Genomic DNA, 24,597 nt, shown 5'->3' with positions numbered 1-24,597 from the left:
GAGAAGATACCTTGCCAGAACCATTGGAGCCCGTTAAATACAAAATATCTACTCAATAACCGAATCGAATAACTTTCGCTCGGTTTTTTGCGTTTTAGAAGGGTTATGATATAAAACTCTTTTATGAAAAGTGGTAGAGGTGGATTGATGACGCTTTGCTTGATTGTATGCACTACAATCTCAAAAGCACAAGAGCGATTAGAATTGGGGCTTTGGGCAGGGATGTCAGGGTATTTAGGCGACCTCAACAAGTCAGACTGGTTGACTAGAGAGCCTCAACTCGCCTGGGGTGTCTTGAGCAGGTATAATTTTTCGGAACGGTTAGCACTGAGATTATCTTTTCTACAAGGGAAGTTGTCGGGAAGAGATAGTCATTATGAAGATAGAGCTTTTCGAAACTTTACGACCCAAGCTTCCTTGAATGAGCTGTCAGCACAAGTCGAATGGCATTTTTGGCCTCTCACTCATCCTTCACTGAAATCACGCTTTAAACCCTCGTTTTCGCCCTATTTACTAGCAGGTTTTGGTATGATCCATACTGTGTCTAAGCCTGATATGGATAATATGCTAGAAGAAAAACCTTTTATCGTAGAGGGCATACTTAAAGACAAACAAGCCCCGTCTCGTTTTTTACGCGGAGTAGTTCCTTTGGGTTTGGGATTGAAGTATCATTTTACATATCATTGGACTTTAGGAATAGAAGCCACTTTTAGATTTGCATTTTCGGATTATTTAGACGGTATAAGTCATGCGGCCAATCCCGCCAAAAACGACAGATATCAATTTTGGGGAGTGTTTCTTACTTATCGTTTTCTAAAAAAGCCCTTCGGTTTTAAAAATCGAAATCCCACTAAGTGTAAAGTCCCAATGAATGATTATTTTTAGCAGAATACTTAAACCCCTCTAATGAAAAATATCGTCATCCATCTACGGTTGCCTTTTTCTTTTTTGTTACTTCCAATTTTTCTTTTTGCATTGAGTCAGGCTCCCCAAATCAATGTAGCAAAGGCGTGGTGGGTGTTTTTTATTTTACACTTTTTGTTGTTTCCTGCCAGCAATGCCTACAATAGCTACTATGACAAAGACGAAGGTAGTATTGGATTGCTCGAAACGCCTCCGCCTGTCACCAAAGAATTATGGTACGTTGCTTGGGCAATGGATTTGGTGGGTTTGATATTAGGTTACTTATTTGTCAATATCGAATTTGTAGTTTACTTATTGGTGTATGGACTAGTTTCGAAAGCCTACAGTCATCCTATGATTCGGCTCAAAAAGTATCCTATTTTGAGTTGGATTGTTGTTACTACCTTTCAAGGAGCACTTACCTACGTGGCTGTTTTTAGGGCTGTAGCGCCACAAGCGACTTTTTCTGAGCTAATACCCCAACTTGTACCAGCGCTAATTTGTACTTCCAATTTGCTGGCTATCTATCCGCTTACTCAAATATATCAACATGAAGAAGATGCAAAACGAGGAGATATGACCATGAGTAGGCTGCTGGGAATTAAGGGGACTTTTATGAATGCTTGCTTTTGGTTAGGGCTTTCTGGCGGGGGATTTTTATATTATTTTGGATTTACAGCTCACTTGCTATTGTTAATCATTTTGCTTGGACCCTTACTACTTTTCTTTGGGAGATGGATGTGGAATGTTTGGGAAGACGAACGTCAAGCTAATTTTAAAAATACCATGTATTTGAACCTAATAGCGGCGGTATGTCTCAATATTTGTTTTGGAGTTTTACTTTTTTGGAAGTTCTGATTTTCAATAAATTGTAAATTTTTCTCAAAAAAAAGACATTTTTTTTGAGAAAAAACTTGCGTGATATACTTAAACCGCCTACTTTTGCACCACCAAATAACAATTGGCAACAACATACGCGGAAGTAGCTCAGCTGGTAGAGCGCGACCTTGCCAAGGTCGAGGTCGCGGGTTCGAACCCCGTCTTCCGCTCAAAGCACCGCCAAAACGGTGCTTTTTTTATCCCTAATGCACGCCGGGCTGGAATGGCGGAATAGGTAGACGCGCAGGACTTAAAATCCTGTGGACCGTAAAAGTCCGTGCGGGTTCGATTCCCGCTTCCAGTACTGATTATCAACGGGTTGTACAAGAAATTGTGCAACCCGTTTTTTGTTTGGTACAACATTGGATCAATCCCAAAAGTTGTGGAGTACGTTGGATTTTTTTAGGTTTGTGCGTTTAATCAAACCTGTGTGTTTTGGAAAGTTTTCTGCCTTTACTTGTTCTGAAAGTTTCAATCCTTCTGTATCGTTGGATTCCTCTGGAAGTCACCAATTCCCTTACACTTTCAATAGGTCTTGGAAGTTTCAATCCTACCAAAAGGTGCGATTGAAGCGTGAAATAACGTTGGCGGGTTGGAGTGTTAAACGGGGTTTCAATGCCAAAAGGTGCGATTGAAGCAAAAGCAAACCGTGATACTTACGTTTTTTCGCCCAAGTTTCAATACCAACAGGTGCAATTGAAGGTCATCTACTTCCGCATCTTCCTTATTGAATGTCCAATGTTTTAATACCAACAGGTGCAATTGAAGGATGGACAGAGCCGACGCGGTAAGTATCACTATCAATGCGTTTTAATACCAACAGGTGCAATTGAAGGGTACCTTGGAGACATCAGTAATATTAACACAAGTTCAATGTTTTAATACCAACAGGTGCAATTGAAGGCTTTCGCGAAAAGGGTATAGGCTCCTGGCATCCTTTGTTTTAATACCAACAGATGCAATTGAAGGATATGTTAATTTGGGCTGTACTTATCGCCGTGGCTAGTTTTAATACCAACAGGTGCAATTGAAGGCTCTTTTTCTCTTCTAGCGTAAAGCGTCAAATTACCTGGTTTTAATACCAACAGGTGCAATTGAAGGATTACCTGGACTCACATCCGCCAAAGTAGTTCTCCGTTTTAATACCAACAGGTGCAATTGAAGGCCCCAAAAAAAGTATGGATGCAAAAGACGTGGCCAGTTTTAATACCAACAGGTGCAATTGAAGGCCCGCTATTGTTATCCAAAGTAAATCGTTATCCAAAGTGCATTACATTTTGAATTGATTTTCAATCAATTATGCTTCGTTCTTTCTAATACAACTTTTGATAACGATTTGATTTACCTACTTTGAGAGGTTCTTTAACCAAGTTTTGAGTTGAGCGTCTTTTTCCCATAACCCTTGGTTGTCTGTCTTTGGCAGGACATTGATATAAGCGGCTTCCAAGGCTTGTCGCTTTTGTTTTGAGTCCGCCCGCGCGTATATTTCTGTTGTCTGTATTGATACATGTCCAAGTATATCCCGTATATAAACAAGGTTAACCCCGGCTTGCAGCAGATGCATAGCCTTACTGTGCCTAAGGGTATGTGGCGATATTTTGGGGATTATCTCCGGCTTCAACTTACGGGCCATGTCTGCATACATATTCAGTATGTAGGTTATGCCGGCATTGGTCAGTCTCCCGCCCCGGTTATTGGCAAACAGCGGTCGTTGGTTGTTAGCCGGATTGTCAAGTGAGTTTTCCTTCATATATTCCTTCAACAATGCCACCTGTTCGTCTTGTAGGGGGACGATCCGCTTTTTGTTTCCCTTTCCATATAGCGTGATACAGGAAGGTTTGTCTATACGCAAAGAAGACGGGGAAAGGTCGATGATTTCCTGTACCCTTGCCCCACAATCGTACATCAACGCTATTAGTGCCAGATTCCTTCTTGCCGTCCTGTTATCGGTAGGAATCTGCTCCAACAGGAACTTGACCCCATCGACAGTAAGGTAGTTGACGCTTCTTCTTTCCTGCCGTTTAACTTTTATTGAAAGGATCTCCTGCCACTGGCTCATACGCTTCACGTCCTCATATTGCATGTATTTGAAGAAAGAATGCAGAGCGGCAAGACGTTGATTTCTGGTCGCATTACCGGATTGTTTGCTGGTTTGTAGCCAGTCCAGGAAGCGTAGAATCACATTCCTATTGAGATGGTCGAGCAACAATGTATCCGCTTTGATGTGTTCTTTTTCATCCATGAAGGTCAGCAAATGGGTAAATGTATTGCTGTATGATCGGATCGTGTTGGTGCTGGCACCACGTTCTCCGGTAAGGTATTCAGAAAAGAACTTGGTCAGGTACTTTGCAAAGTCAGTTGTTTGCATGGTCTATTTCAATGTAAGGAGTGCTTGGGAATACAAATGAGGTGATCAGGTGTTCCATTCCGACGATATCAGGATGCATCTCACAGGTCAGTCGTACGTATGTTTCTGTACCTTTCAGAGATTTGTGTCCCAGGAAGATCGACAGGATAGGCATAGCACAGTACATATCCAATCCTTCCCGTACCATTTTCATCAGGGAATGAACTGCTGTGGTGTGGCGGATGTCATGGATACGGGGGCCTTGGCCATCTGCGCGGCGGGGAATTTCGCATTGCACCAATATATCCGCGAACCAACGGCGAACCGAGCTTACACCTATCGGCTTACCAACCGTGGATACGAAAAATAATGCCGTTTGAGCGGATACTCCATTGATCGGCATCCTATCACGGTAATCCTTATATTGGCTGAGTACCGCAAGCAAAGACGGACATATGGGAACCAGTCGCTCTATCCGGTTTTTTGTCTGCTTAAGCAGTATGCGTTCGCGCACAAAATCTACATCCTCGTTTTTTATGGATAGAGCCTCGCTGATGCGCATTCCCGTGGAATAAAGCAGCCGGATCAATGCCGGGATAGCGATAAGCACACTGGACAGGGACCTGTTCGGCAGCGTTAATTCATCGCTTGCCTTAAAAATACGTTCCATTTGCGGGTGCGAAAAAATATAGGGGATGAACGGGGGCCAGTTCTGTTTTGGCAGCCGATGTATATGACACTCGTGTCCCAGATGACAGAGGTAAAGACAGAACTGTCGCATAATAGAGTGCTTGTCGTAAAGGGTCCGGGCTTTATCATTGATGCGGGATTGACTCCATGCCGTAATCTGATTGTACGTAATATGGAGGTCATTGGCGCCGGTACCCAAAAAGAAGCGATCGAACTCAGTAAACACATCCCGGAATTTAGTCAGGCCAAAGCCCATCTGTTCCTTCATATCAAGGAAACTGTTGAAATAGGGAGCGAAAACACTCCTGAAGACAATCCGCTTACTCATAGAACACCCCTCCTTTCTGTTTGTAAAAGCCCTGGCCGACCATGGGAACCTCAAGGGCACAACGTCGGAGATTGTTGATATCAATACGGAGGTATTTCATTGTAGTCTGTGTGTCCGTATGACCCAGGGTTTCTGATATAATAGGCAAAGAGATTCCGTTGCCCAGCAACCGGCTTGCCAGCGTGTGCCTCATAGAATGAGGACCAAACTTCCTGTTGCCAACGACCACTTTCGAGGCTTTAATAATCCTGCTGATAGCTCCATTGATAATCAGACGGTTGGTCATACGATATGGGGCACAGGCGGAAAGGAATACATTCTGCAAAGGTGATACCGGTCGTGCGTATTGCAGATAATTGATAATGGCATCACCGATATTGGCGAGTAAAGGAAGTTCTACTTCCCGTTTGGTTTTATATTGGGTGAGTCGTATAAGGTTATTATCCCAATCCAGATTGGTAAACTGCAGCCCGGCGATATCAGAAGAGCGGAGCCCCAACCTGGTAGCCAGCAAGAGCATGGCGTAATCACGCTTGCCTACCGGGTCCGATCGGTCCACCGCGCCTTCTATCTGCCTGATTTCATCGGCGTCATATACGGAAGGTAGTTTTTCCCGTTGGAGAAAGTTGTTTCTCCCGATAACATATTCGATATTCCTGTCTACCAGTTTGCATGCGTAAAGGTAGCGGAAGAACAGGCGTGTTGTGTTCAGGAATTTATCCTTGCAGTTCTGGGAAGAAGCCAGAAAGGAAAGTACGTGCTGTTCATTGATCCCGGATACTTGATGTATTGATTTCATCGACAGATGCTGTATAAAATAACTCAGCACCCGTCGATGTTCACTGAGTGTAAGCATACTCAGGCGCAATTCCTCCCGGGACGCAATAAAAGCCTTCGCAGCATCGCCTATTTCCCCAGGCAGTTCGTAGTTAACACGGTGAACTATTCTCCTGCTGACCTTGCCATTGAGCAGGAAATCAGAAAGCACAGCTACACTACGCCGAACAGCCCGTTTATAGGTCGCACTATCAAAGGGAAGTGGTGAATTAATAAAGCGTGCTCCAACCTCGGTACTGTAAAAAGCTAAGGAATGTTCTTCCATAAACTTCTTAATTCCGCTCTTCCATAACCTAAGGTAATCCTGAATCCGCGTTTCAGAATAACCCTCACCCCTTAGCCAAGCAACACATGCTTCGACAAGAGAATGGATGTCCTGTTTAATCATCATGTATGTTATCATTAATCAAGTGTTGAGTTACACTTGGTTAACTGATAACATAATTATCAAAAGAAGATTATCATAAGTCGTATTGTAAATCAGCCGGTTAAGGTGTCTGATAAAAAGATCTTTGGATAACGATTTACTTTGGATAAGAAAAACGGTCTATCATGCTAAAGCATTTGGACAAGGCGGTACCACCTTTAAAAATGGTATCTTCGCCAATGGAGTGTTGAAAAATAACGTATAACGCATAGGTCACCCAATAGTCTTTTTCGACATAAATCGCTGCTATTTGCATTTGGTCAGCCGTGAATTGCACCGCCTGCCTGAAAAGGGTTTTATTTTCGTGCAATCTCATACGATATTCCATTTTTCGGTGGTACTTAGGGACTTATTCAAGCCAGGTAATTTATATTTAGTAATGGGATTCAATGTTTTGTACAGAGAAAGGGTCAGTGATTCCTTCTTTAATTCATCCAAAAGTGCTCCCAATAAGGCCCTGGTCGCAGGGGGGTATTTCAACGCCAGACGAACTAGGGTGTTTAAGTAATTGTCTGACAGACCTTTCAAGATAGCGAGTAGGCGATTTGCCGAGGATTGCAAACTGGCATCAGGAATTTTTTTGATCGTGCGAATGGCATCCAAAATTTGCAGTAGAGGAATATTTTCTTTGGTAATGGTATTCTTTTGCTTCATAAACGAAATCGTATAACGTTCCCTTTGAAAGGCGGGACGAACATCTCTTTTGCCGATTTGGATGGTATTACTGATTTGGGTGGTTAAACCCAATTGGTTATAAATGCTGTAACCCGTCAGGTATCCCGTAACCTTTCCATCCTCTTTGAGTAGGTCTTTGACTATCTGATTTTGGTTGGGAAGCAGCGGACCAAAAACAGTATTTTCGGGTTTATAATATTTGCCTTTTGAGAGTTTAGCGATTTTTCCTGCCTGCACCATACGGTTAAGGGCTTTTATCACCGCTTCCTTTTGACTTACCTCAGTCATAAAATCAGCGTAGGTAAAAACATAGACCTTGGGCAATCTGTCTATTGTAGATACTATGTAATCAGATGTTTTCATAAGAATATATTATCACAAACATACTAGATTTGTCCAGTTTATTAGTAAAAAAACTGGACAAATAAATATTTAAAGATTACCTCTATAAGGCGACAGATTTTCAAATAAGCCAGCAACAGCATCCAAAGCGCAAGCTTTAGTTGCATAATGGATAGGCAGATGATAAACTATATTAAACGGGTATTAACAGCCGTTGGGGGCATCCAACCGAAACATCCGTTACAATTAATCAACCTGCTTTTTAGGTGCAGACCTTGGTTTTGAACCGATGCCGGAGCTACAACACGCGGCTTACCTTCAATCGTGGCTGCAGGTGCTCAAAGACGACAAGCGTTTCATTTTCACGGCGGCATCTCATGCTCAGAAAGCCGTGGAGTATCTGCATGGGTTGCAAGGGCCGTGAGGAATAAAAGCCCTTTAATAGCTTGGCATCATGGGATGTCAAGCTATTAAAGAAATTAATTTGTATGTTGGGTAGAGTACCTAAAAACCGCACCGAAATAAGCTGGGGTTTAAATTGGTACAGTTGCTTTGTGCACTAATAATGCTTATCGAAACAAGGATTGTGTGAGAATGAAATACAAGTAGTGTGGAGTGTATTGATTTTTTGTGTAAAATATTAATTGTTAGAACAAACTATTTTCCTTTAAGGTTAAAAAATTTTCTTAAAAGTCAAAAACATACAAAAGTACTGGGATTTCAGTATTTTATTGCCCAAAATATAAAACTATTTTTGCAAAAAGTTATTCTTCCTCAAAAGAATAATAGATTATAATTTAGGATTCTACATGTTCTTTTTTATTAGATAAATTATTTTAAATCATCTATTTCTATGAAAAAATACTATTATCAAAAAATAATCACTTTACTATTCCTTTTAGGTGTCATTTCCTGTAATAAGGATTTGGAATCCGTAATAAGTGTTCCAAAAAATGAGAATATTACAATTGATGAAGCAAGGTTATGGTTTGATGACATGATGAAAAGTTCCCGACTAATCGGAAACGACATTGAAAGGCAAGTGTTTTGGAAATATGCATATGAATCCAAAATGGATAAAAATAAGAAAAGTGCTGTTATCATAGTTCCTATAACGCAAGCACGAAGAGGTAAAATACTTGGTCTTCAACAACTTTGGGTATATAAAAATAAAAATAAAGAGATAACCATGAGAATTGTGGAGTTTTTGTATGACACTAATATCTCCCATGAGCAACTTGGTAATTATTCTTTCAAAAACTTTACTGGCGCAATGTTGATAAGAGAATGGGGTGATAATATTCTAGGTGGTATAGCCTATGAGAATGGGAAAGCTGTAGCAGGACTTATGGATATTGGAGAAATTATTAATGGAGTCAAACAGCTGGTAAAGAAGCCTAAAAATGGACGTACAAGTCATTATTGTTATACGACCCTATCGTGTTATTCCGGTTCTACCTCCAGTTATGGTTCTACACATTATTGGACTGTATGTTCTACTGGTCTATCATGTATCTGGAATTATGGATTCGACCAAGATCAAGAACCACCAGCTGAAAGTAGTGGTTATAGTGATAACAGTGGTGGTAGTGCAATAGGCTCAGAGGGAGTTATAACCTATTTCAAAAGATTTTCAGAGCACACCACTCCTTGTGATGGATTTAATCAAGCACTTGCAGCTCAAGCTGCTGAGAATAAAGAAATGTTAGGTTTCATTACAACAGATAATAAAATAATTATCATGCCAAATGACGCAAATAACCAACATGATTTTACTTATACACTGGGAAGTATCAGTTATGATATTAATAATAGACCCATTGTATCTACATATCCAAAAGATGGAGGGTGGGGAATCCTTGTTTATTATTATCAAGGTCCAAACACCAACTCTCATGTTCAGCATGAATATGTTATTAAGGGGATTTTTCACACTCATCCGCAAGAACCAAACACTGATTATGACGAGCCAAGTTCAGGACCTAACAAAGATTATGACACAGCATCACATGTGCCGGAATTGGCTCATTATATCGTACATGCCAACGGTTTGATAAAGTATAACGGCACTTCCGTAATCAGTAGAAAAAGGAATTGGCAAAATGACTGTGCGGGAATATCTAGTTTTCTTAATTGATCTTTTTGTATTAACTTACGTCTTTAACTAATAAGACCATGAGACTAATAATCACTCTTTTATTGTTATGTATTTTCTCGTCTGGTATGGCTCAAAAATGCGAGAAAATACAAATAAAGGATCAACAAATCATTGATGCTATCGGCGAGCTCATCATTACCTGTAATAAAGCTAATGATATTTATAAAGATATGGGCGTTATACATATGGATATATATCCTGATAGTGGAAAAACTGAAAAAAGGATAAATTTATGGACAAATTTAACCGATAGTTTTAAAGATAACCCACCTCGGCAATACGCCCACCTTTGGGGAAAGATTGTTTTAATTTATGAACATGATGAAAATATTAGAACCCCAAAAAATGAAGTTCCTTCCGAACAACTTGAAGCTTTGTTAAACGATGTAGGAGATAGGGTATTTGTCGAACAAAAGAGAAAAGGAAGATGGGTGGAAACCTATAATGCCGACGGGAGTTTGAAAAAAAGAAGCTTTCAGAAAATAATATCAGGAGGAAGCTCTCCTTGTAGTATTATTCTTTTGATTGATAAGAAAACTGGAGAAATCAGAAAACTGAAGTCTGTTTAGCTTATTTTCCCTATTCAATAGTCTGGTTATTGAATACCCATAACACTGGTATCCATATGAACTTAGAAAAGTTATATTGTAAAGTATGAGTAAACTATTTATTTAGAGAGTTTTCACTGAACTGTGTCAATAATTAATTTTCTAGTTTGCCAATCTGAGCCCTCTCACCAAATGTAATTAACAATTCAGATAAAATAGCCTTCCAGCGGTTCGCCGCTTATATCTTTGAAGTTTATTGAAACTAAGCAGGCAATAAATGCTTCCTAAGTTAGGATTGTCCACTGCTTTAAAATCTACCCTACCTTCCATAGGATTGGAGATAAAGGCCACATTTTTACCTAATCTGTCGAGTTTTGCAATGATGAGTATGACACGTTGCTTTTTGCATTGTGCCAATGCTTCTAAGAGTTGCGGGCGTGCAGCTTTCTATTTTGGTAAATTCGGTAGCTACCTCAATGGCAAACCTACTAACGGCTTCATGCTAGGCTTCCAGTCCTAATCCTTTGTCTATCCACACTCAGAACTACAGTCCCACTGTTTTGCAGAATGTCTTCTGGTATATGTCATTTCCTCATTTACTAAAATATACCAATCATTCCTTTTTCAAAAAGTGAGGGGTTCGAAGTAGGCTTTAATCATCTGAGTCGCTACTTTGTTGAGAGGCGGGATGACGCAGGAAGCCTAGCGCATCGTCTTGTTGGGCGCTAATCCCTGATTTTTGAAAAAATCATCTTCGACTACGGGGAGCTACCCTATGGCCGAAACGCTTGAAAGACTTCCGTCATTTACCACCAACCAAAGGAGACTCTACGATGACTAGTGATACCACTTCTCACCCTAAATACCCTTCCCACACGGTCTATTTTTTGAAAGACAAAGAAGGCCAAGAAAAACCCGATTGGCTCAAAACGGGCGTCGCCTGGGAACACGCCGACCAAGAAGGTTTGAACCTGTCTTTGACCGTCTTGGGTCAACCAATTTCTTTGGTTATTCGCAAGAATAAACCAAAAGAAGTGTAAACTGCAACAGGGCCGAGAATGGCCTCGGCCCTGTTTTTTTTAAGCTAATTCAGTAATTATTAACGAAAATCTAAAAATACATCCTTGTAAATCGAACACAATGTGTTATAATTGCAAGGATGATTAGACGCAACACCACCTTAGAAATTACGCAGCTACTGGAGGAATTTCCCGCCGTTGGCGTGCTAGGCCCCCGACAGGTAGGCAAAAAAGACTATTTGGCTCAAGAGCTGGCAGCCCCATGTAAACCCTGTCTGTTTTTTCTTACGTTTGTCGTGTTTTAAATGCCTATCGAAGTTCCACCCAAATTAAATGGTGGTCACTGGCGGCATGAATTTCTTTCTGTAATTCGGGGTACACTGTCCAACGTTTAGGAGATTTACCTGGCCACGCCCCTTTACGGAATAATCCACAGGCGGTAATTCGGACAAAAAGGGCGGTAGAAAGTAAAATGTAATCAATTTTGTTAGTGTCATTGCCTAAACCGAACGTGCCTTTTCCATCAAACTCCCCAGTATCAAAGTTAGGGTGGTTAGAAACATCTTGTAGATCAGTTTCCTCTAGTAATGGTCTGAGTGCTTGACTATTGGGAGTATCATTCAAATCTCCTAAAACAATGACGTTGGTTTCTCCTTCTGCAATAAGCCTTTGGTAAATTTCTTTGACCCGATTAGCTTGGGTCAATCGTTTCCGACGCGAAGAGGCATCATCGCCCCCAAACTTACTTTTAAAGTGGTTTGGAAGTACCCAAATGGACTCTCCTGAGGGTGTTTTGATAAGGTATTCGGGACAATCTCGACTAAAAATAAGCCGACCTGCCGTATCTTTATCATGAACATGGCTTTGTATTCGGCCGATGGTAAAACCGTTTTTGGTCATGATTCCCACATCAATACCCCGAGGGTCATTTCCGTCAATTATCATGATTTCCTCGTAAGGATGTCCCTGAACACTTTTGAGAATAATTTCACTATATTGTTTCAACGCAATTCGATTTTCCGCTTCAATGACCACCATTACATCAGCATTTATATCACGTAGCACCTGAGCGGTATTTCGGATGGCGATTTGATTGATTGGGGCTGTTTTTAATTCTAACCATCCAATCCATTCTTCACGTCCATTAGCAACTACTTCTATGGGTTTGTTTTTAGGACGGGATAATAATTTCCCCCGATTCTGCCTTAAAATGACAAATTCACTTTCATCGGTTTTTTCAAGCCCCAAGACAATGATTAGTTTTTTTATTTCCACTTTATCCGTATCTGAATACCGGTCTAACTCCAAAAGATTATTCAATTTGGTGACTTGGTCGTTGACTTTGTCACTTATAGCCTGAGTTTCATTAAAAACTTTAGGACGGTCAAAAAGGTTTTCTACATTGAAGGAAGCTATTTTCATGGTAGTAAGAGTTTTAACCTAAAAATACGATAATCTTTTTTGAGATTACAATAAAGTTATCAAACGGTAAGTTGTTGATTGTTAGCTATTAGAAGTGCTATTTTGTAGTCATTATTCAAGCGTGTATTTCTAATAAATTGATGATTTATGTTGTTTTTTTTGATTTACTTTTAAATTTAAGCAGCGGAAATACAGATTTTTTTAAGTTTTAATCCTTGATATGGCTAGAAATCTGAAATGGTCAGAGTCTTTAATACTGTCATTATTTAATTTAAAAAATTCTTTTTCATAAATAACAAAATAGTGTCAGGCATGTATTTATTAAAACTTCTATTAATATGAAAAGTCGAAAATTAACTAAGCTTTTTCGAAAAGAAGAAAAAAAGCGCCACGAAGAATGAACGGGGAGTGAAACCAAGCAAACAAAAAGCCAAAGTCTCCTCAACGAAGGTTCTAGCCGTGGCAGAATAACAGAGAAGACACCGGCGCTAATAAAAGATACGAATTTATTAGCCAAAGTGCCCTTTTACGTAGTTTTTGGTTAGCTCCTTTGTAGGAGATTGGAAAATGGCCTCCGTTGATGAAAACTCAATCACTTCTCCAAGATACATAAATACTGTATAATCGGACACTCGAATGGCCTGTTGCATATTATGGGTGACAATGACGATAGTGTAATCTTTCCTCAATTCTCCGATTAGTTCTTCTATCTTCCCCGTGCTTATGGGATCTAAGGCCGAGCACGGTTCGTCCATCAGGATAATTTGCGGATGTACTGCAATGGTTCGGGCGATACACAAACGTTGTTGCTGTCCGCCCGAAAGGCGAGTCGCTGGTTCATGTAATTTATCTTTAACTTCCTCAAACAAATAACTTTTACGAAGCGAATCTTCCACAATTTCGTCGATTTTCCCTTTGGCAAAGCCGTTGATTTTCAATCCATACGCTACATTTTCGTAAATACTTTTAGGGAAAGGGTTCGGTTTTTGGAAAACCATGCCCACTTTTTTTCGGAGCTGGTGTACATTGGTTTGCGGTGACAACACATCGATATGATCGACCTCTATTTCTCCTTCTATCCGTACATCAGGCGTTAAGTCATGCATTCGATTTAAGGTTCGAAGTAGGGTCGATTTTCCACAACCAGAGGGGCCAATTAGTGCTGTTACTTTGTGGGCAGCAATCTCCAAGTCAATCGTTTTCAACACCTGTTTCGTGCCGAAATAAAGGTTTAGGTGCTTGATTTGAATCATTGATTTTGGTTAGCTCAATGCGTTTATTGATAATGAGTACGATAACGTTTTCGAATAATGATGGCGGTTAAATTCAACAAAAACACCAAAGTAATCAGTACCGCCGCCGTCCCGTAAGCGAAAGGGCGCACCAATTCAATGGATTGGTGCTGAGTAGAAAGCATGTAAAGATGATAAGGAAGCGCCATGAATTCTTCCTTCGGATTTCTTGGTACATCGGTAATAAAAAAGGCCGCCCCAGTAAATAAGATGGGGGCTGTTTCTCCGGCCGCTCTGGATAAACTTAAGATAGTACCCGTAGCAATACCGGGAATGGCCTGAGGCAGCACAATGTCACGTATCGTTTCAAACTGAGTAGCCCCTAAGGCCAAAGCACCTTCACGCATGGCGTTTGGTACGGTTTTGAGGGCTTCTTCCGTTGTAGTAATCAGATAAGGCAAGGAAAGTAATCCCAGTGTCAGTCCGGCAGACAAAAGTGAAGTTCCCAATTGCAATCCCTGGACAAACAGAGCCAAGCCGAATAACCCGAAAATAATAGAAGGAACCCCCGCTAAATTACGAATCGCGGCTCGAATGCTGCGTGTAAGCCAGGTGTCTTGGGCATATTCATTTAAATAGATGGCACATCCTATCCCGAAAGGTAAAGCAACCACAGCCGTCATCAAGGTTAAAAGCACTGTTCCGACAATCGCCGGTAAGATACCTCCTTGGGTCATTCCTTCCGTAGGATACTGAATCAAAAAATCAAACGATAAGGCAGGAAACCCTCTGAAGAAGATAAAAAATAAAATATTGAATAAAAATAGGCATACTAGCAGCGTACCTGCCAAAAGCCATAAGTAAGGCGCGGGGCTTTCCTGATGAGAAGCAGTTGGTTTCATCTTTATTGGAATTGTCGAATACGATTAGCAATATGTTCAGCCAATATATTCACTAGCATAGTGATTATAAATAAGACAAACGCAATCGCAAAAAGGGCATAATAATGCGTGGTTTGATAGGGAACTTCCCCCATTTCGATGGCAATGGTTGCCGTAATAGTACGAATGGAATCAAAAAAACTTTTCGGGAAAGCCAATGTGTTGCCAGTTGCCATCAGGACGGTCATCGTTTCGCCGATTGCTCTTCCCATTCCCAGCATCACCGCCGCAATGATTCCTGGCGCTGCTGTCGGCAGTACCACTCCACGAAGGGTCTGCCAATAGGTAGCTCCTAAGCCTAAAGAAGCTTCCTTCAGTGATTGTGGAACAGCATGAATGGCATCTTCCGAAATGGTGATAATGGTAGGTAATGCCATAATAGCCAACAAAACGGATCCGTTCAATGCATTCAGTCCATTGGGCAAGCCGAATAGGGTTGAAATCAAAGGGCTGACTATAGTGATACCTACAAAACCAATCACTACCGACGGTATCGCCGCCAGCATTTCTATGGTCGGTTTCAACCATTGTTTCATTCCAGCACCTGCGTATTCCGACATGAACAAGGCTGTTCCGATACCCAAAGGAATCGCCAGCACCATTGACCCCGAAGTGACTAACAACGTACTTACCAACAAGGGTAATAAGCCATACGTAGAGGTATCTCCCCCGGAGGAAGGTGCCCATTGGGTCGCTGTGATAAAATCTATGGGACTGATTTTGGTAAAAAAAGCAATAGTATTGTAACATAACATCCCAAAAATTCCCAGCAAAATAGAGATGCACAACAATCCCGAAAATTGGAAAAGAAATCGAAATAGTTTATTAATTCGGACGCGTGCTTTTGTCTTATTCATGGACGGGAATGTCGGCCGGGAAATAGCCATTATTGATGATAATTTTTTGTCCTTCTATACTCTTCTCAAACGTCAAAAGTGGCAGTGCCTTTGCATATGAGCTTTTTAAAATGTATTGATACAAAGGTCGTTGAAAGTAATATTTTTTATGAACGACCGCATCAAAATCAAGCGGCGAGTAGGCTAAGGCATTCTTTTCGTACACTTTCAGGATTTTAAATCCCGTTCCCTGCTGTTTGCCATTTTTGATGACGTATCCGGCCCCCGCATAGCCAATGCCTCCTTTATCGGCTTTTACGGCTTCGATGATTTGTGCGTTGCCATTCATTTCCTTCGCATACAGAGAGAAATCAATGCCTAATTTTTGCTTTAAATAACTGTGGGTTCCCGAATTACTTTGCCGCCCATAAATCGTCATTGGAAGTTGTTTAAACGTCCATTGCCGTATTTTGCCGCTAAATATATTTCTCAATGCTTCTACTGAAATAGAATCTAACGGTAACGACGCGTGAACCACAATGGCAATAGCATCGTGCGCAAATACATAAGGGATAATTTCTTTCTTTTTTTCTTTAAAGAGGCGTTCTTCTTCCAAATTCATCGGGCGAGATGAGTTGGCGATGTCCGTTAGCCCATTCATGAGGGCCGCAATTCCCAACCCGGAACCTCCTCCTGAAACAGACAACTGAAGGGATTGATTTTGTTTATAAAATGCTTCCGCCAACAACACCGAAAGGTTTACTTCAGTATCGGAGCCTTTCAGTCTGAGAAATTCAGTATCACTGCTACAAGCTATCATTCCCAATAGCAAACCGAACGAAACTCCGGTTATCCATTTTTTGTAAAAATAATTCAGGGAGCGAAATCTCATTGCGCCATGAAGTTTAAGCAGTTTCTATGATTCTTTTTTTGTCGTACCAATAGGTCGCTGATTTAATAAGCCGCTCAATCAATTCCTTTATGGATATACCCTGATGCGCCACAATGGCTGGCAAATAACTTCGCTTAGGATCTAAATTAGGCATAGTATTGATGTCCAATACATATACCTCATCCTCCATGACTCTGATATCGGTACGGGACATTCCTTTGATACCGATGAGTTGGTGTAAAGCCAAAATTCCTTCCGTGATTTTTTGGTAAAGAGACGGTGTTAACTCTGGTTGAAATTGTTTGAGGGTTGTACCATATCCCTGTCCAGCTACATAAATCTTTCGACCATCATCCGGAATGATTTCAACGGGTGGCAAACAAATGAACTCTCTTCCGTCCTCGTCCGGGATAATAGCCACCGTAAATTCCCGTCCGGGCAGATAGGGCTGAATAATGTAATTGTCATTGAGCATCAGTTGTTCATAAGGAACGTTGTCCTGCGTGAAGAATAACATATCGCGGTGCAGACTACCGTAGCGGTACTTGGCAATAAAGGTAGTCGTTTCTGAAAATGAAGCTAAATCATCAAAGGCCACTAAGCGGGGGGTGTTCAGCTGTACTTTCTGACAAAGCTCTGGTAATGATGATTTATCCATTGCCACTCGCTGGGTGGCATACGAGCTGGCCGTATGCTTGATTTCATGCCAATCTAGCCAGCCAGCTACTTCTACTTGGTCGGCATTATCAAATCCGTAGCAAATATTGAAAACTAAATCAAATCGACGAAGAAAATGGGTAAATTCTTCGGTAAAGCCAACAAAATGAGCAATATAGGGCTGTATATGACTCGGTGTAGCTTCAATGAGAGAGGCTACCGTGACCGCATTAATATTTTCTCGCCAGGGTGTAAATTCCGAGTCGGAATACAAATAAAGTAACTTCATGTAAGATAGATTTATCCTACGAATTTACGATAAACCAAGCCGGGTGTAGATTAAGATTCTGTGAACAAATCATTACCTAAATAAGTCTGAGTTATAAACAAAAATGAGGGTATTTCCTGCTTTATCCGTATACAAATCATAGAACTCACCCTCGTCAGAAGGTGAGTTCCCAAAAATCGTGTACGAGAACCGAAAAAACTATCTTAAAGCAGTAGGCAAGGTTACAAAATAAATCCGATTAGCATCTACTTTGCCGGTAGCGGGTAAGAGTTTCGTTGTAAAGCTATTTTGCCCGTTGTCTAGCACCCCAAAATCGTCATCGTTAGAAATGGCCAACGTATTACTGCCAATCAACACAAGTCCCTCTGGTTTATCATGAGGATAAATGGGCGATATGTCGGTCAGTAAGTCAAACACCAATGTCTTCTTTACTGGTACAATTCCTGCATTGGTTAAGCCAGTCATATTTTTCAATTGCTCGACTGTTGACCCACTGTACAATTTTCCTCCATCTCCATTGGCGGGATCGGAAATGTCGGTGGCTCCTGCCAAGTCAAATTTATAAATGCGTTTAAAGGTAGCAGGCTTGGCCGTATTACCGCCATAATCACCGTCTCTTTCCAAGGCCAAGAATGTTGTATTCGTAATGGCGGCTATTTCGCTACATCCCGTCAGGGAGGCATTTTCCATCAGATAAACGTACTGTTTGGTAGCACCAGTAGCAATTTCAAACGTAACCACCCGAAGAACCACTGAGCCACTAACTGCGCTAGAAGACGGATTATACATGGGCGATTGCATCAAGCCTACCAGTGTTTTTCCATTGGGTGTAATGGTTAGCCCTTCCATACCCCGATTGGGACGACGTCGTGCCAATACTTTAGGTAATGTACGGCCACCGGTTCCGGTACCGAAGGGATTGATTCGCTCGATGGTTTTGCCAGAAGCATCAAAATGGACAATATGAGGGCCGTATTCATCACTTACCCAGAACGTGCCGTCAGCTGCCAACACCAAACCTTCTGAGTCGATTCCGTCAGAGCTAGGCGCAATCGGATTACCGTTTAAATCGATAGCTGTTTCGCCAGTACTGCCTTGACCGCTTGGATTGGGTAAACCATTCAGCAATTGACCAGCTGCGTTTTTGAATAAAATAGTCTGTTCTAATACCAATTGATTTCCTACCAAACGGAATTTGCCGATTTGAGGTGTAAAATCAGTTTTTCCAAAAATAATAGAGTTGGCAGCCACACCTGCTGCATTGGGACCACGGTCGGTCATTAAATAGAAAACGCTGGGATCTTTGAGATCTCTTACAAGCGCCGAACCAAATCCTCCATTGTAAAGCACTGTGCCGTTGGGCGCGGTCGACAATACTTGCGGATTAGACGCTTCCGCATACAATGGATACGTATTGGGAAATAATTTGTGGTCATCACAGGAGGTAATAACAACACTCAGAAACAAGGCACCGCCAAAGGCTTGCAAAAAGGTAGAAGTTTGCATGTGAAAGGGGAAATAAATGATAGTATGTACAAAGCTATTGGTTGTCCCTTTCGTAAAAAAACTTTCTCTATTAAGGATATGTAAACAATGGTAGTAGTTTGTATATCAGCAATTTAATGTTTTTAAAAAAACATTCGGCTCTACTCTTTCTAAATAAACGGAATGTTTGTTGTCTAATTATTAAGAATACAGAACCAGACATAGCAAACAACGAAATATGGTAACTTTGGTTGGCTCTCGCTTCTCTACTTTCCTTTGATACTTTTTAATTCTTTTCCCGCAATGTCTTCCCAACGATAGAGATGAAACGTACGGTCGTCGCTCATGGCGATAAACAGCCCTTTACGAAAAACGTTGTTAAAAGGGATTGCCACCGTTTCCGAACCATCACTTTGGTGAGCTTTCACTTTTACTACTTTTAATAAAGTATGCTCATGGGGATTTTGCTTTGTTCCTTCTCGCATAAAAATGTGGAATTGGTCAGCACCTTGGTCTGAGACTAAAATATAACCTTTGGTTTTCGAGAGTTGGTAAATCGAAATTCCTTCGTGATCTTCCGTAAAGCCGGTAGTAGCAAAAAGGGCTAACTGCTCATTACCTTTGCTCGGGTCAGCATAGTATTTTCGGACACCCACTCCCTCGTCAGAATAATAAACGTACCCCAATTCGTCGTCTACTGCAATGGATTCGATCTCTTTTTTACCACTATACTGCCCAAATTTTCTGACCAATGTTGCTTTTACGTTGCCGGTGCCATCATCTGAGAGTAAGTATTGCCAAAGATAGTCGCCGCTAGTAGGGCCTGTTTTTCGTCCTACTATGGCATAAATTGTTCCTTCACTGTTTTTATACAAAGCAATACCCATCAAATCTCGAAACCCTTCGCCTGTCTCGTTTTCAAAAACAGGAATGCCGCCATTGTCCACAGGACGCATATCCGGCAAAGAATAAATACGAAGTTGATGAGTAAACCGTTCGGTCGTTACGGCAATGTCGGTCGAAACGCCTTTTAACTTCAGACCATACTCTATATCCACGTTGTTGGGTCTTTGCAGTCCTCTTACCACTTTGTCTTCTTGCACTTTTCCTTTCAAATCAAACACATACAACGCTCCGTCCTGATCTTTGTCCGTACCGATGATAAGGCTTTTGGCAGGGTCAGAGGGGTTGATCCAAACGGCCGGGTCGTCAGAATCTTTTTTTACGCTATCTGTCACAACTACGGGCGCTACTATCTCCGTAGTCGTGTTTCTTGATTGTTTGGGCAGACTTTTGCAGGCCACAATACCAAGCGCAATTAGAGGTACAAATTTGAAGTTCATATACAATAATAAATAGTTGGGCGGTTAACAAAAAACCACTGTATCTCAAGTGGTCTTTGTAGCTAATTGGGGTTTAAGAAAGTCTATTTTGTTCCGAAAGCACCTATGTACGTAGCCGGATCAGGTGATTTGTAGGCGACGCCATTGATTACGATTCCATCTTTAAAATTTCTCGTAAAGGAAGTAATGCCTTTTCCCAACGCCGGCGAACCTGCCGCTAAGTGAAAATCCCATGAGGTATTATAATCGGCATTAAGTTTATCTGTGCTGTTAGGATAATTCACAAATTTAGGGTCATTTTGATCCGCTTTTATTCCGATAATATCATTTATACCTGCCAAAATTTCTTTAGAAGGCTGGAATTGATCCACCGCATCCTGAGAATAACCGTAGTAAAAATTATTGCTTACGACCGAACGAGCATCTTCTGGAAGTTTGGCATCTCTTTTAATTCCGAAACGGCAGTTCGCCATCAGATTGTTGTACAGATCAGCTCTTACACTTTGTTCTACCCAAATAGAACCTCCTTTCACTGTAGGTCTTCTCCAACCGGTATTGACGAGCGTATTGTTATAAGCCACCACGTAGGCTTGCGGCGTGCGTCCGCCAGTACTTGACAATTTTAAACCATTTGTATTGGTACTATAAATAAGATTGTAAGCTACGTCGGCAATTACACCGGATTTGATGTTGATTCCGTCTCCGCCACTCATGCCGGTGGTATAAAAAGTGTTGTTGGCAAAAAGTACGCTACCGCCTTCGATATAGGTAGCATCATCACGCCAATTGCGAATGGTAGAATTAACAATTACCAATTTACCGTTTGTATTTGAAAACCACAATGCGGGATCAAATTCGCCGCTCGCCGCTTTGTAAAGGCCCAATTTAACCGACGTGGAAGCTTCTGTCGTGACGGCCCCGCCGTATTCCATGATTACGTTATTAAGTAGCAATTCCGCACAGGTTTTAGAAGCTAAAATCCCACCCCAAAGTTGACCGAATTTATACTTTGCCGTTCTTGCCGCTTCCGGAACCGTAAATTTGATTGGATTGGCCGCTGTACCTACCGCAAATAAGTTCCCGTTGACAATGATCTCCGGTTTGGTTGTGGTATCCATAATGATACTTACACCTTCTTCAATAGCCAAGGATTTTCCGGCAGGAATGATAATATCCCCTTTCACGGTGATGATTGAGCTTTTCTTCCAGGTTCCAGAAACTTCTCCCGAAACGCTCAATTCATCGGGCTTTACGACAGGCGTTACGTCGTCTGTACTTTTTTGGCATCCTGCCAGAAAGGCAGCAGCCATCGCGAACAATAGTATTTTTTTCATTTTTAAATGAATGTGTATAAGTGAAATTTGATTTTACAATTTGAAACGAAGTCCGGCTACAAACGACCTTTTATAAAAATCCTGCCGAATGAGAGTACTGTTTCCGGTATTTGTATCTGCCTCAAGGTCGTTGTTAACCGGATTGGTATTTTTTATGATGACCCGCAAAGGGGTATCCAATAGGTTGTTGGCTTTGGCAAAGATCACCCACTTTCCTCGGAGGCTTTTTTCGACGGAAGCATCCATTTGAATGAAGGCCTCTTGCCAAAGGTCGTTGTCAAGAAATTGTGAAACGGTGTTGATACGCTCGCCCGTATAGGAGGCTGCGACCTGTGCGTCCCAACCGCTTTTGGTGTCTTTGTAAAGCAAGGTCACATTGGCTACGTGGGCAGCCTGCCCGTAAAGCGGGCGGGTTTGCAGCACATTTTTATTGAAGAGATTGCCATTGGCATCTCGTTCTCTGATAATTTTTTGGGTGGTGATCGAGGAGTTGGTATACGTATAATTGGCCTTGATACCTACCTTGTGAAAATACTTAATGAGGTCAAGTTCCAAGCCATAATTCGTTGCATTTCCATAGTTTCCGGGCGAATAAAACACATCCTGTCCGCGTGTAGCATCAACACTCAGGGCATATTCAATCGGATCCTTGATGTATTTGTAAAACACGCCTACCATGAATAAGTCGGAAGGAGTAGGAAAAACTTCATACCGGATATCGAAATTGTCGGCAAGTGCTCTTTTTAAATCAGGATTTCCCCTTTCCTGAAATTCTTCATTCACGACTTTACCAGGTACAATTTCAAAGAAGCCTGGGCGATTGAGCGAACGAAAATACGAAGCCCGTAAAGATTGGACAGACGTCAATCCGTATTTAAGGTTCAAACTTGGCAGCAGATCGGTATAGGTTTGGGTACCTGACGGGCGCAATTCACCCAACGGGAACAGCATTTCATATCCTTGGTTGGTGTGTTCTGTCCGCAATCCGCCAATTACCTGCCATTTTTTGGTTTCCAGTTTTGCCATAGCATAGGCCGCCCCAATCTGCTCGGTAGCTTTATACGTTAGGGCAGATGCCACCGAGCCCCGTGGATTGTTTAAGGTCCAGTTAATATCGGCATTGCTGAAGAAGTCTTTGCCGTATTGGGTAAAGGTATTGGCGGGTTGCAGTTGGTAATTATTATAAAAATTCTCTCTGCGTTTGTCTCTATAAAGTCCACCTGCGTCGATCTCCAGCGAGTTACCTTTCAATAGTGTCCGATAGCTGGCATTCAAATACCCTGCATAATCCTGATCGGAGTTATGCTCCCAACGACGCGTAGATTGGGAAGCGTAGGTTTTGGTTTCAACGAAATTTTCTCGTTTACCCAATACGCTTACGGTTGTATTATCGGGAATTCTGCTTGTCGCTAATGAATATACCACCGACCAGTTTACCTTTAATTTATTGGACAACAAATGATTGCCTTGCAGGGTACTGTTCAGGATTTGTTGCCGTGTCACCCGTGACCGAGTAGAGAAACTTAACCCGGCATTTCCTTTGAGCGGATCATAACCGCCCGAAGAAAATTCGGTGGTTTTGGTGTCTCTTAATTGAATGTTAGCCAGATTCAAAAATGCATTATACCACTGTAACTTGTTTCTTTGATTGAAGCGAAAATCGGCTTTTGCATGAAGACCTAAACGCTGTTGTTGATCCGAAAATTTACGTTCTGCCAGGCTGGTAATGCGAGATGTTTTTTCGGTATCATAGACTGTAGACGAGAAAAAACGGCTGTTACTGCCCCGATAGGTATTTTGATAACTCGCCGCGAGGATCACCCCCAGCCTGTTTTGTAAAAAACGATTTCCGACGGAAAACCCGCCGATGATGTTAGGTATCGGGGTTTTAGTTTGCGTAGAGGCGGTTGCTTTGGGGAAATCGTTAACGGTCGCACTATACGAACTACCTTTCAATTCATAGGGAGATTGGTGTTGAATCTGACTTCGATCAAAACTGCCGAAGCCGCGTTCCATAAAAAGTTCATTATAGCCACCCGCTACATTTGCTCTGATTTCCAATTGATTTGGGGCATCTTTCATGACCATATTAACCACCCCTCCAACAGCATCCCCCTCCAAATCAGGGGTTAAAGTCTTTGTTACTTCCAACCGCCCCAACAATTCTGAGGGAAAAATATCCAATGGCACGTAGCGGTATTTGTTGTCAGGGCTGGGAATCTTGATTCCGTTTACCAGCGTATAATTGTAGCGTTTGTCCATGCCTCTAAGAATGGCATACTGCCCGTCGCCGTTGCTGTTTCGCTCAATCGAGACCCCTGATACGCGTTGTATTAAGTTTGCTATTGTCAAATCCGGAGAAATCTCAATAGTTTTGCCGGAGACGATATTCATTAACTGATTCGCATTACGCTCAATAAGACGTGCGCTGTTTTCGGTAGATCTGTCCGCGACACCCGTCACTAACACTTCGTTGAGCGTTTTTCCGGTATTTTCTTCCAGCGAAATGACAACGGCAACATCTTCTTTATCAACGTTAACGTTTAAGGTAGCTGTTTGATAGGTAATGTAACTGACTTGCAATTGATACACCCCGGCAGGAATATCTTTGATTTGAAAGGTGCCGTCCAGTCCTGCTGACGAACCCATTTTTGTATTTTTGACCATTACAGAAGCGCCGACTAAAGGCTCCCCCGTTTTGACATCTTTTACCAAACCTTTCAGCGTTGCAGCAAAAACGTTCTGGCAAAACAGTAATAAAAAAAGAAGGGATAAAGCGATGAGACAGGGGTAATGTCGATTCATAAATTCACTGAGTGACTTATTTCATCGGTAAAAGTAGAGAGAAGAAATACGAGATATTGTGGGCCAGAAAAAGCTTAATCCAAACTGTATATCCCTGAAATAGCTTGACACAAATTGTGTAAAGTTATGAAAGTGAGCAGCTTTATTAATTTAAAGAAAAAGTACAAAACAGGTGCCTTTCGATGGCATGTCATTGAACTGTATCGAT

21 protein-coding genes, 2 tRNA genes, 1 pseudogene and 1 CRISPR repeat array are annotated in these 24,597 nt (G+C 41.6%); of the genes and pseudogenes, 9 read left to right on the top strand and 15 right to left on the bottom strand.

Annotated elements, in window-relative coordinates; translation table 11 throughout:
* The first annotated feature begins 123 nt into the window (after positions 1-123).
* The 4 genes from P1X15_RS27575 (at position 124) to P1X15_RS27560 (ending at position 2,086) form a co-directional block, all read left to right on the top strand.
* Entirely contained in the window at positions 124-885 is a 762-nt protein-coding gene (locus P1X15_RS27575) for a DUF6089 family protein (protein WP_277341359.1), read from the top strand.
* Between the two features lie 21 nt (positions 886-906).
* Positions 907-1,761 (top strand): UbiA family prenyltransferase, encoded by an 855-nt coding sequence (locus P1X15_RS27570; RefSeq protein ID WP_277341358.1) that lies wholly within the window; start codon positions 907-909, stop codon positions 1,759-1,761.
* Between the two features lie 118 nt (positions 1,762-1,879).
* Positions 1,880-1,952 (top strand) — tRNA-Gly (locus P1X15_RS27565).
* Positions 1,953-1,999: 47 nt separating this feature from the next.
* Positions 2,000-2,086 (top strand) — tRNA-Leu (locus P1X15_RS27560).
* A 305-nt stretch (positions 2,087-2,391) separates the two neighbouring features.
* A CRISPR array of direct repeats spans positions 2,392-3,011; the repeat unit is 29 nt; unit sequence GTTTTAATACCAACAGGTGCAATTGAAGG.
* A 116-nt stretch (positions 3,012-3,127) separates the two neighbouring features.
* Here P1X15_RS27560 and P1X15_RS27555 read toward each other — a convergent pair.
* The 5 genes from P1X15_RS27555 to P1X15_RS27535 all read right to left on the bottom strand — a co-directional run bounded on the left by P1X15_RS27555 (position 3,128) and on the right by P1X15_RS27535 (position 7,449).
* Positions 3,128-4,150, bottom strand: a complete 1,023-nt coding sequence (locus tag P1X15_RS27555) for a site-specific integrase (RefSeq protein ID WP_277341357.1) — start codon at positions 4,148-4,150, stop codon at positions 3,128-3,130.
* The gene (locus P1X15_RS27550; RefSeq protein WP_277341356.1) at positions 4,137-5,087 is read right to left on the bottom strand and encodes a tyrosine-type recombinase/integrase; all 951 of its coding nucleotides are present in this window, start codon (positions 5,085-5,087) and stop codon (positions 4,137-4,139) included. The genes P1X15_RS27555 and P1X15_RS27550 overlap by 14 nt, the downstream gene beginning before the upstream one ends.
* Before the next feature lie 52 nt (positions 5,088-5,139).
* On the bottom strand, positions 5,140-6,375 hold the full coding sequence (locus tag P1X15_RS27545) for a tyrosine-type recombinase/integrase (protein ID WP_277341355.1): 1,236 nt from the start codon (positions 6,373-6,375) through the stop codon (positions 5,140-5,142).
* A 133-nt stretch (positions 6,376-6,508) separates the two neighbouring features.
* Entirely contained in the window at positions 6,509-6,727 is a 219-nt protein-coding gene (locus P1X15_RS27540) for a nucleotidyl transferase AbiEii/AbiGii toxin family protein (RefSeq protein WP_277341354.1), read from the bottom strand.
* Positions 6,724-7,449: a DUF6088 family protein gene (locus P1X15_RS27535; protein ID WP_277341353.1), complete on the bottom strand. Its 726-nt coding sequence runs from the start codon at positions 7,447-7,449 to the stop codon at positions 6,724-6,726. Before P1X15_RS27535 ends, P1X15_RS27540 begins: the two co-directional genes overlap by 4 nt.
* A gap of 244 nt (positions 7,450-7,693) precedes the next feature.
* Between P1X15_RS27535 and P1X15_RS27530 the strand changes: the two are divergent.
* From P1X15_RS27530 to P1X15_RS27510, 5 genes and pseudogenes are all read left to right on the top strand, one after another.
* Positions 7,694-7,852: pseudogene (locus P1X15_RS27530) on the top strand (zincin-like metallopeptidase domain-containing protein); the annotation flags it as partial.
* Positions 7,853-8,281: 429 nt separating this feature from the next.
* Positions 8,282-9,565 carry a hypothetical protein gene (locus P1X15_RS27525; RefSeq protein ID WP_277341352.1) on the top strand — a complete coding sequence of 428 codons (1,284 nt, stop codon included), beginning with the start codon at positions 8,282-8,284 and terminating at the stop codon, positions 9,563-9,565.
* A gap of 38 nt (positions 9,566-9,603) precedes the next feature.
* Positions 9,604-10,155, top strand: coding sequence for a hypothetical protein (locus P1X15_RS27520; protein ID WP_277341351.1), 552 nt, complete (start codon positions 9,604-9,606; stop codon positions 10,153-10,155).
* Positions 10,156-10,411: 256 nt separating this feature from the next.
* The gene (locus tag P1X15_RS27515) at positions 10,412-10,654 is read left to right on the top strand and encodes a hypothetical protein (protein WP_277341350.1); all 243 of its coding nucleotides are present in this window, start codon (positions 10,412-10,414) and stop codon (positions 10,652-10,654) included.
* 268 nt (positions 10,655-10,922) lie between these two features.
* Positions 10,923-11,174, top strand: coding sequence for a hypothetical protein (locus P1X15_RS27510; RefSeq protein ID WP_277341349.1), 252 nt, complete (start codon positions 10,923-10,925; stop codon positions 11,172-11,174).
* Between the two features lie 288 nt (positions 11,175-11,462).
* On the opposite strand, the gene P1X15_RS27505 is transcribed toward P1X15_RS27510, so the two are convergent.
* The 10 genes from P1X15_RS27505 to P1X15_RS27460 all read right to left on the bottom strand — a co-directional run bounded on the left by P1X15_RS27505 (position 11,463) and on the right by P1X15_RS27460 (position 24,389).
* Positions 11,463-12,575 (bottom strand): endonuclease/exonuclease/phosphatase family protein, encoded by a 1,113-nt coding sequence (locus P1X15_RS27505; protein ID WP_277341348.1) that lies wholly within the window; start codon positions 12,573-12,575, stop codon positions 11,463-11,465.
* Between the two features lie 509 nt (positions 12,576-13,084).
* Positions 13,085-13,828: a phosphate ABC transporter ATP-binding protein PstB gene (pstB, locus tag P1X15_RS27500; protein ID WP_277341347.1), complete on the bottom strand. Its 744-nt coding sequence runs from the start codon at positions 13,826-13,828 to the stop codon at positions 13,085-13,087.
* Between the two features lie 23 nt (positions 13,829-13,851).
* Entirely contained in the window at positions 13,852-14,709 is an 858-nt protein-coding gene (gene pstA, locus P1X15_RS27495) for a phosphate ABC transporter permease PstA (protein WP_277341346.1), read from the bottom strand.
* A gap of 2 nt (positions 14,710-14,711) precedes the next feature.
* Complete coding sequence (gene pstC / locus P1X15_RS27490) at positions 14,712-15,605, bottom strand: phosphate ABC transporter permease subunit PstC (RefSeq protein WP_277341345.1); 894 nt, start codon at positions 15,603-15,605, stop codon at positions 14,712-14,714.
* Positions 15,598-16,476 (bottom strand): substrate-binding domain-containing protein, encoded by an 879-nt coding sequence (locus P1X15_RS27485; RefSeq protein WP_277341344.1) that lies wholly within the window; start codon positions 16,474-16,476, stop codon positions 15,598-15,600. Before P1X15_RS27485 ends, pstC begins: the two co-directional genes overlap by 8 nt.
* Before the next feature lie 13 nt (positions 16,477-16,489).
* The gene (locus tag P1X15_RS27480) at positions 16,490-17,422 is read right to left on the bottom strand and encodes an ATP-grasp domain-containing protein (RefSeq protein WP_277341343.1); all 933 of its coding nucleotides are present in this window, start codon (positions 17,420-17,422) and stop codon (positions 16,490-16,492) included.
* Positions 17,423-17,620: 198 nt separating this feature from the next.
* A complete protein-coding gene (locus tag P1X15_RS27475; protein WP_277341342.1) occupies positions 17,621-18,928 on the bottom strand; it encodes an esterase-like activity of phytase family protein in 1,308 nt (435 codons plus the stop codon).
* A gap of 245 nt (positions 18,929-19,173) precedes the next feature.
* Complete coding sequence (locus tag P1X15_RS27470) at positions 19,174-20,250, bottom strand: phytase (RefSeq protein ID WP_277341341.1); 1,077 nt, start codon at positions 20,248-20,250, stop codon at positions 19,174-19,176.
* An 83-nt stretch (positions 20,251-20,333) separates the two neighbouring features.
* Positions 20,334-21,584: a right-handed parallel beta-helix repeat-containing protein gene (locus P1X15_RS27465; protein ID WP_277341340.1), complete on the bottom strand. Its 1,251-nt coding sequence runs from the start codon at positions 21,582-21,584 to the stop codon at positions 20,334-20,336.
* Between the two features lie 33 nt (positions 21,585-21,617).
* Positions 21,618-24,389: a TonB-dependent receptor gene (locus P1X15_RS27460; protein WP_277341339.1), complete on the bottom strand. Its 2,772-nt coding sequence runs from the start codon at positions 24,387-24,389 to the stop codon at positions 21,618-21,620.
* Positions 24,390-24,597 lie beyond the last annotated feature (208 nt).

This window comes from Runella sp. MFBS21 (genome assembly GCF_029433105.1).
Taxonomy (GTDB): domain Bacteria; phylum Bacteroidota; class Bacteroidia; order Cytophagales; family Spirosomataceae; genus Runella.
Note: the sequence above shows the minus strand (reverse complement) of the source record. Positions and strands in the feature narration are given on the sequence as shown.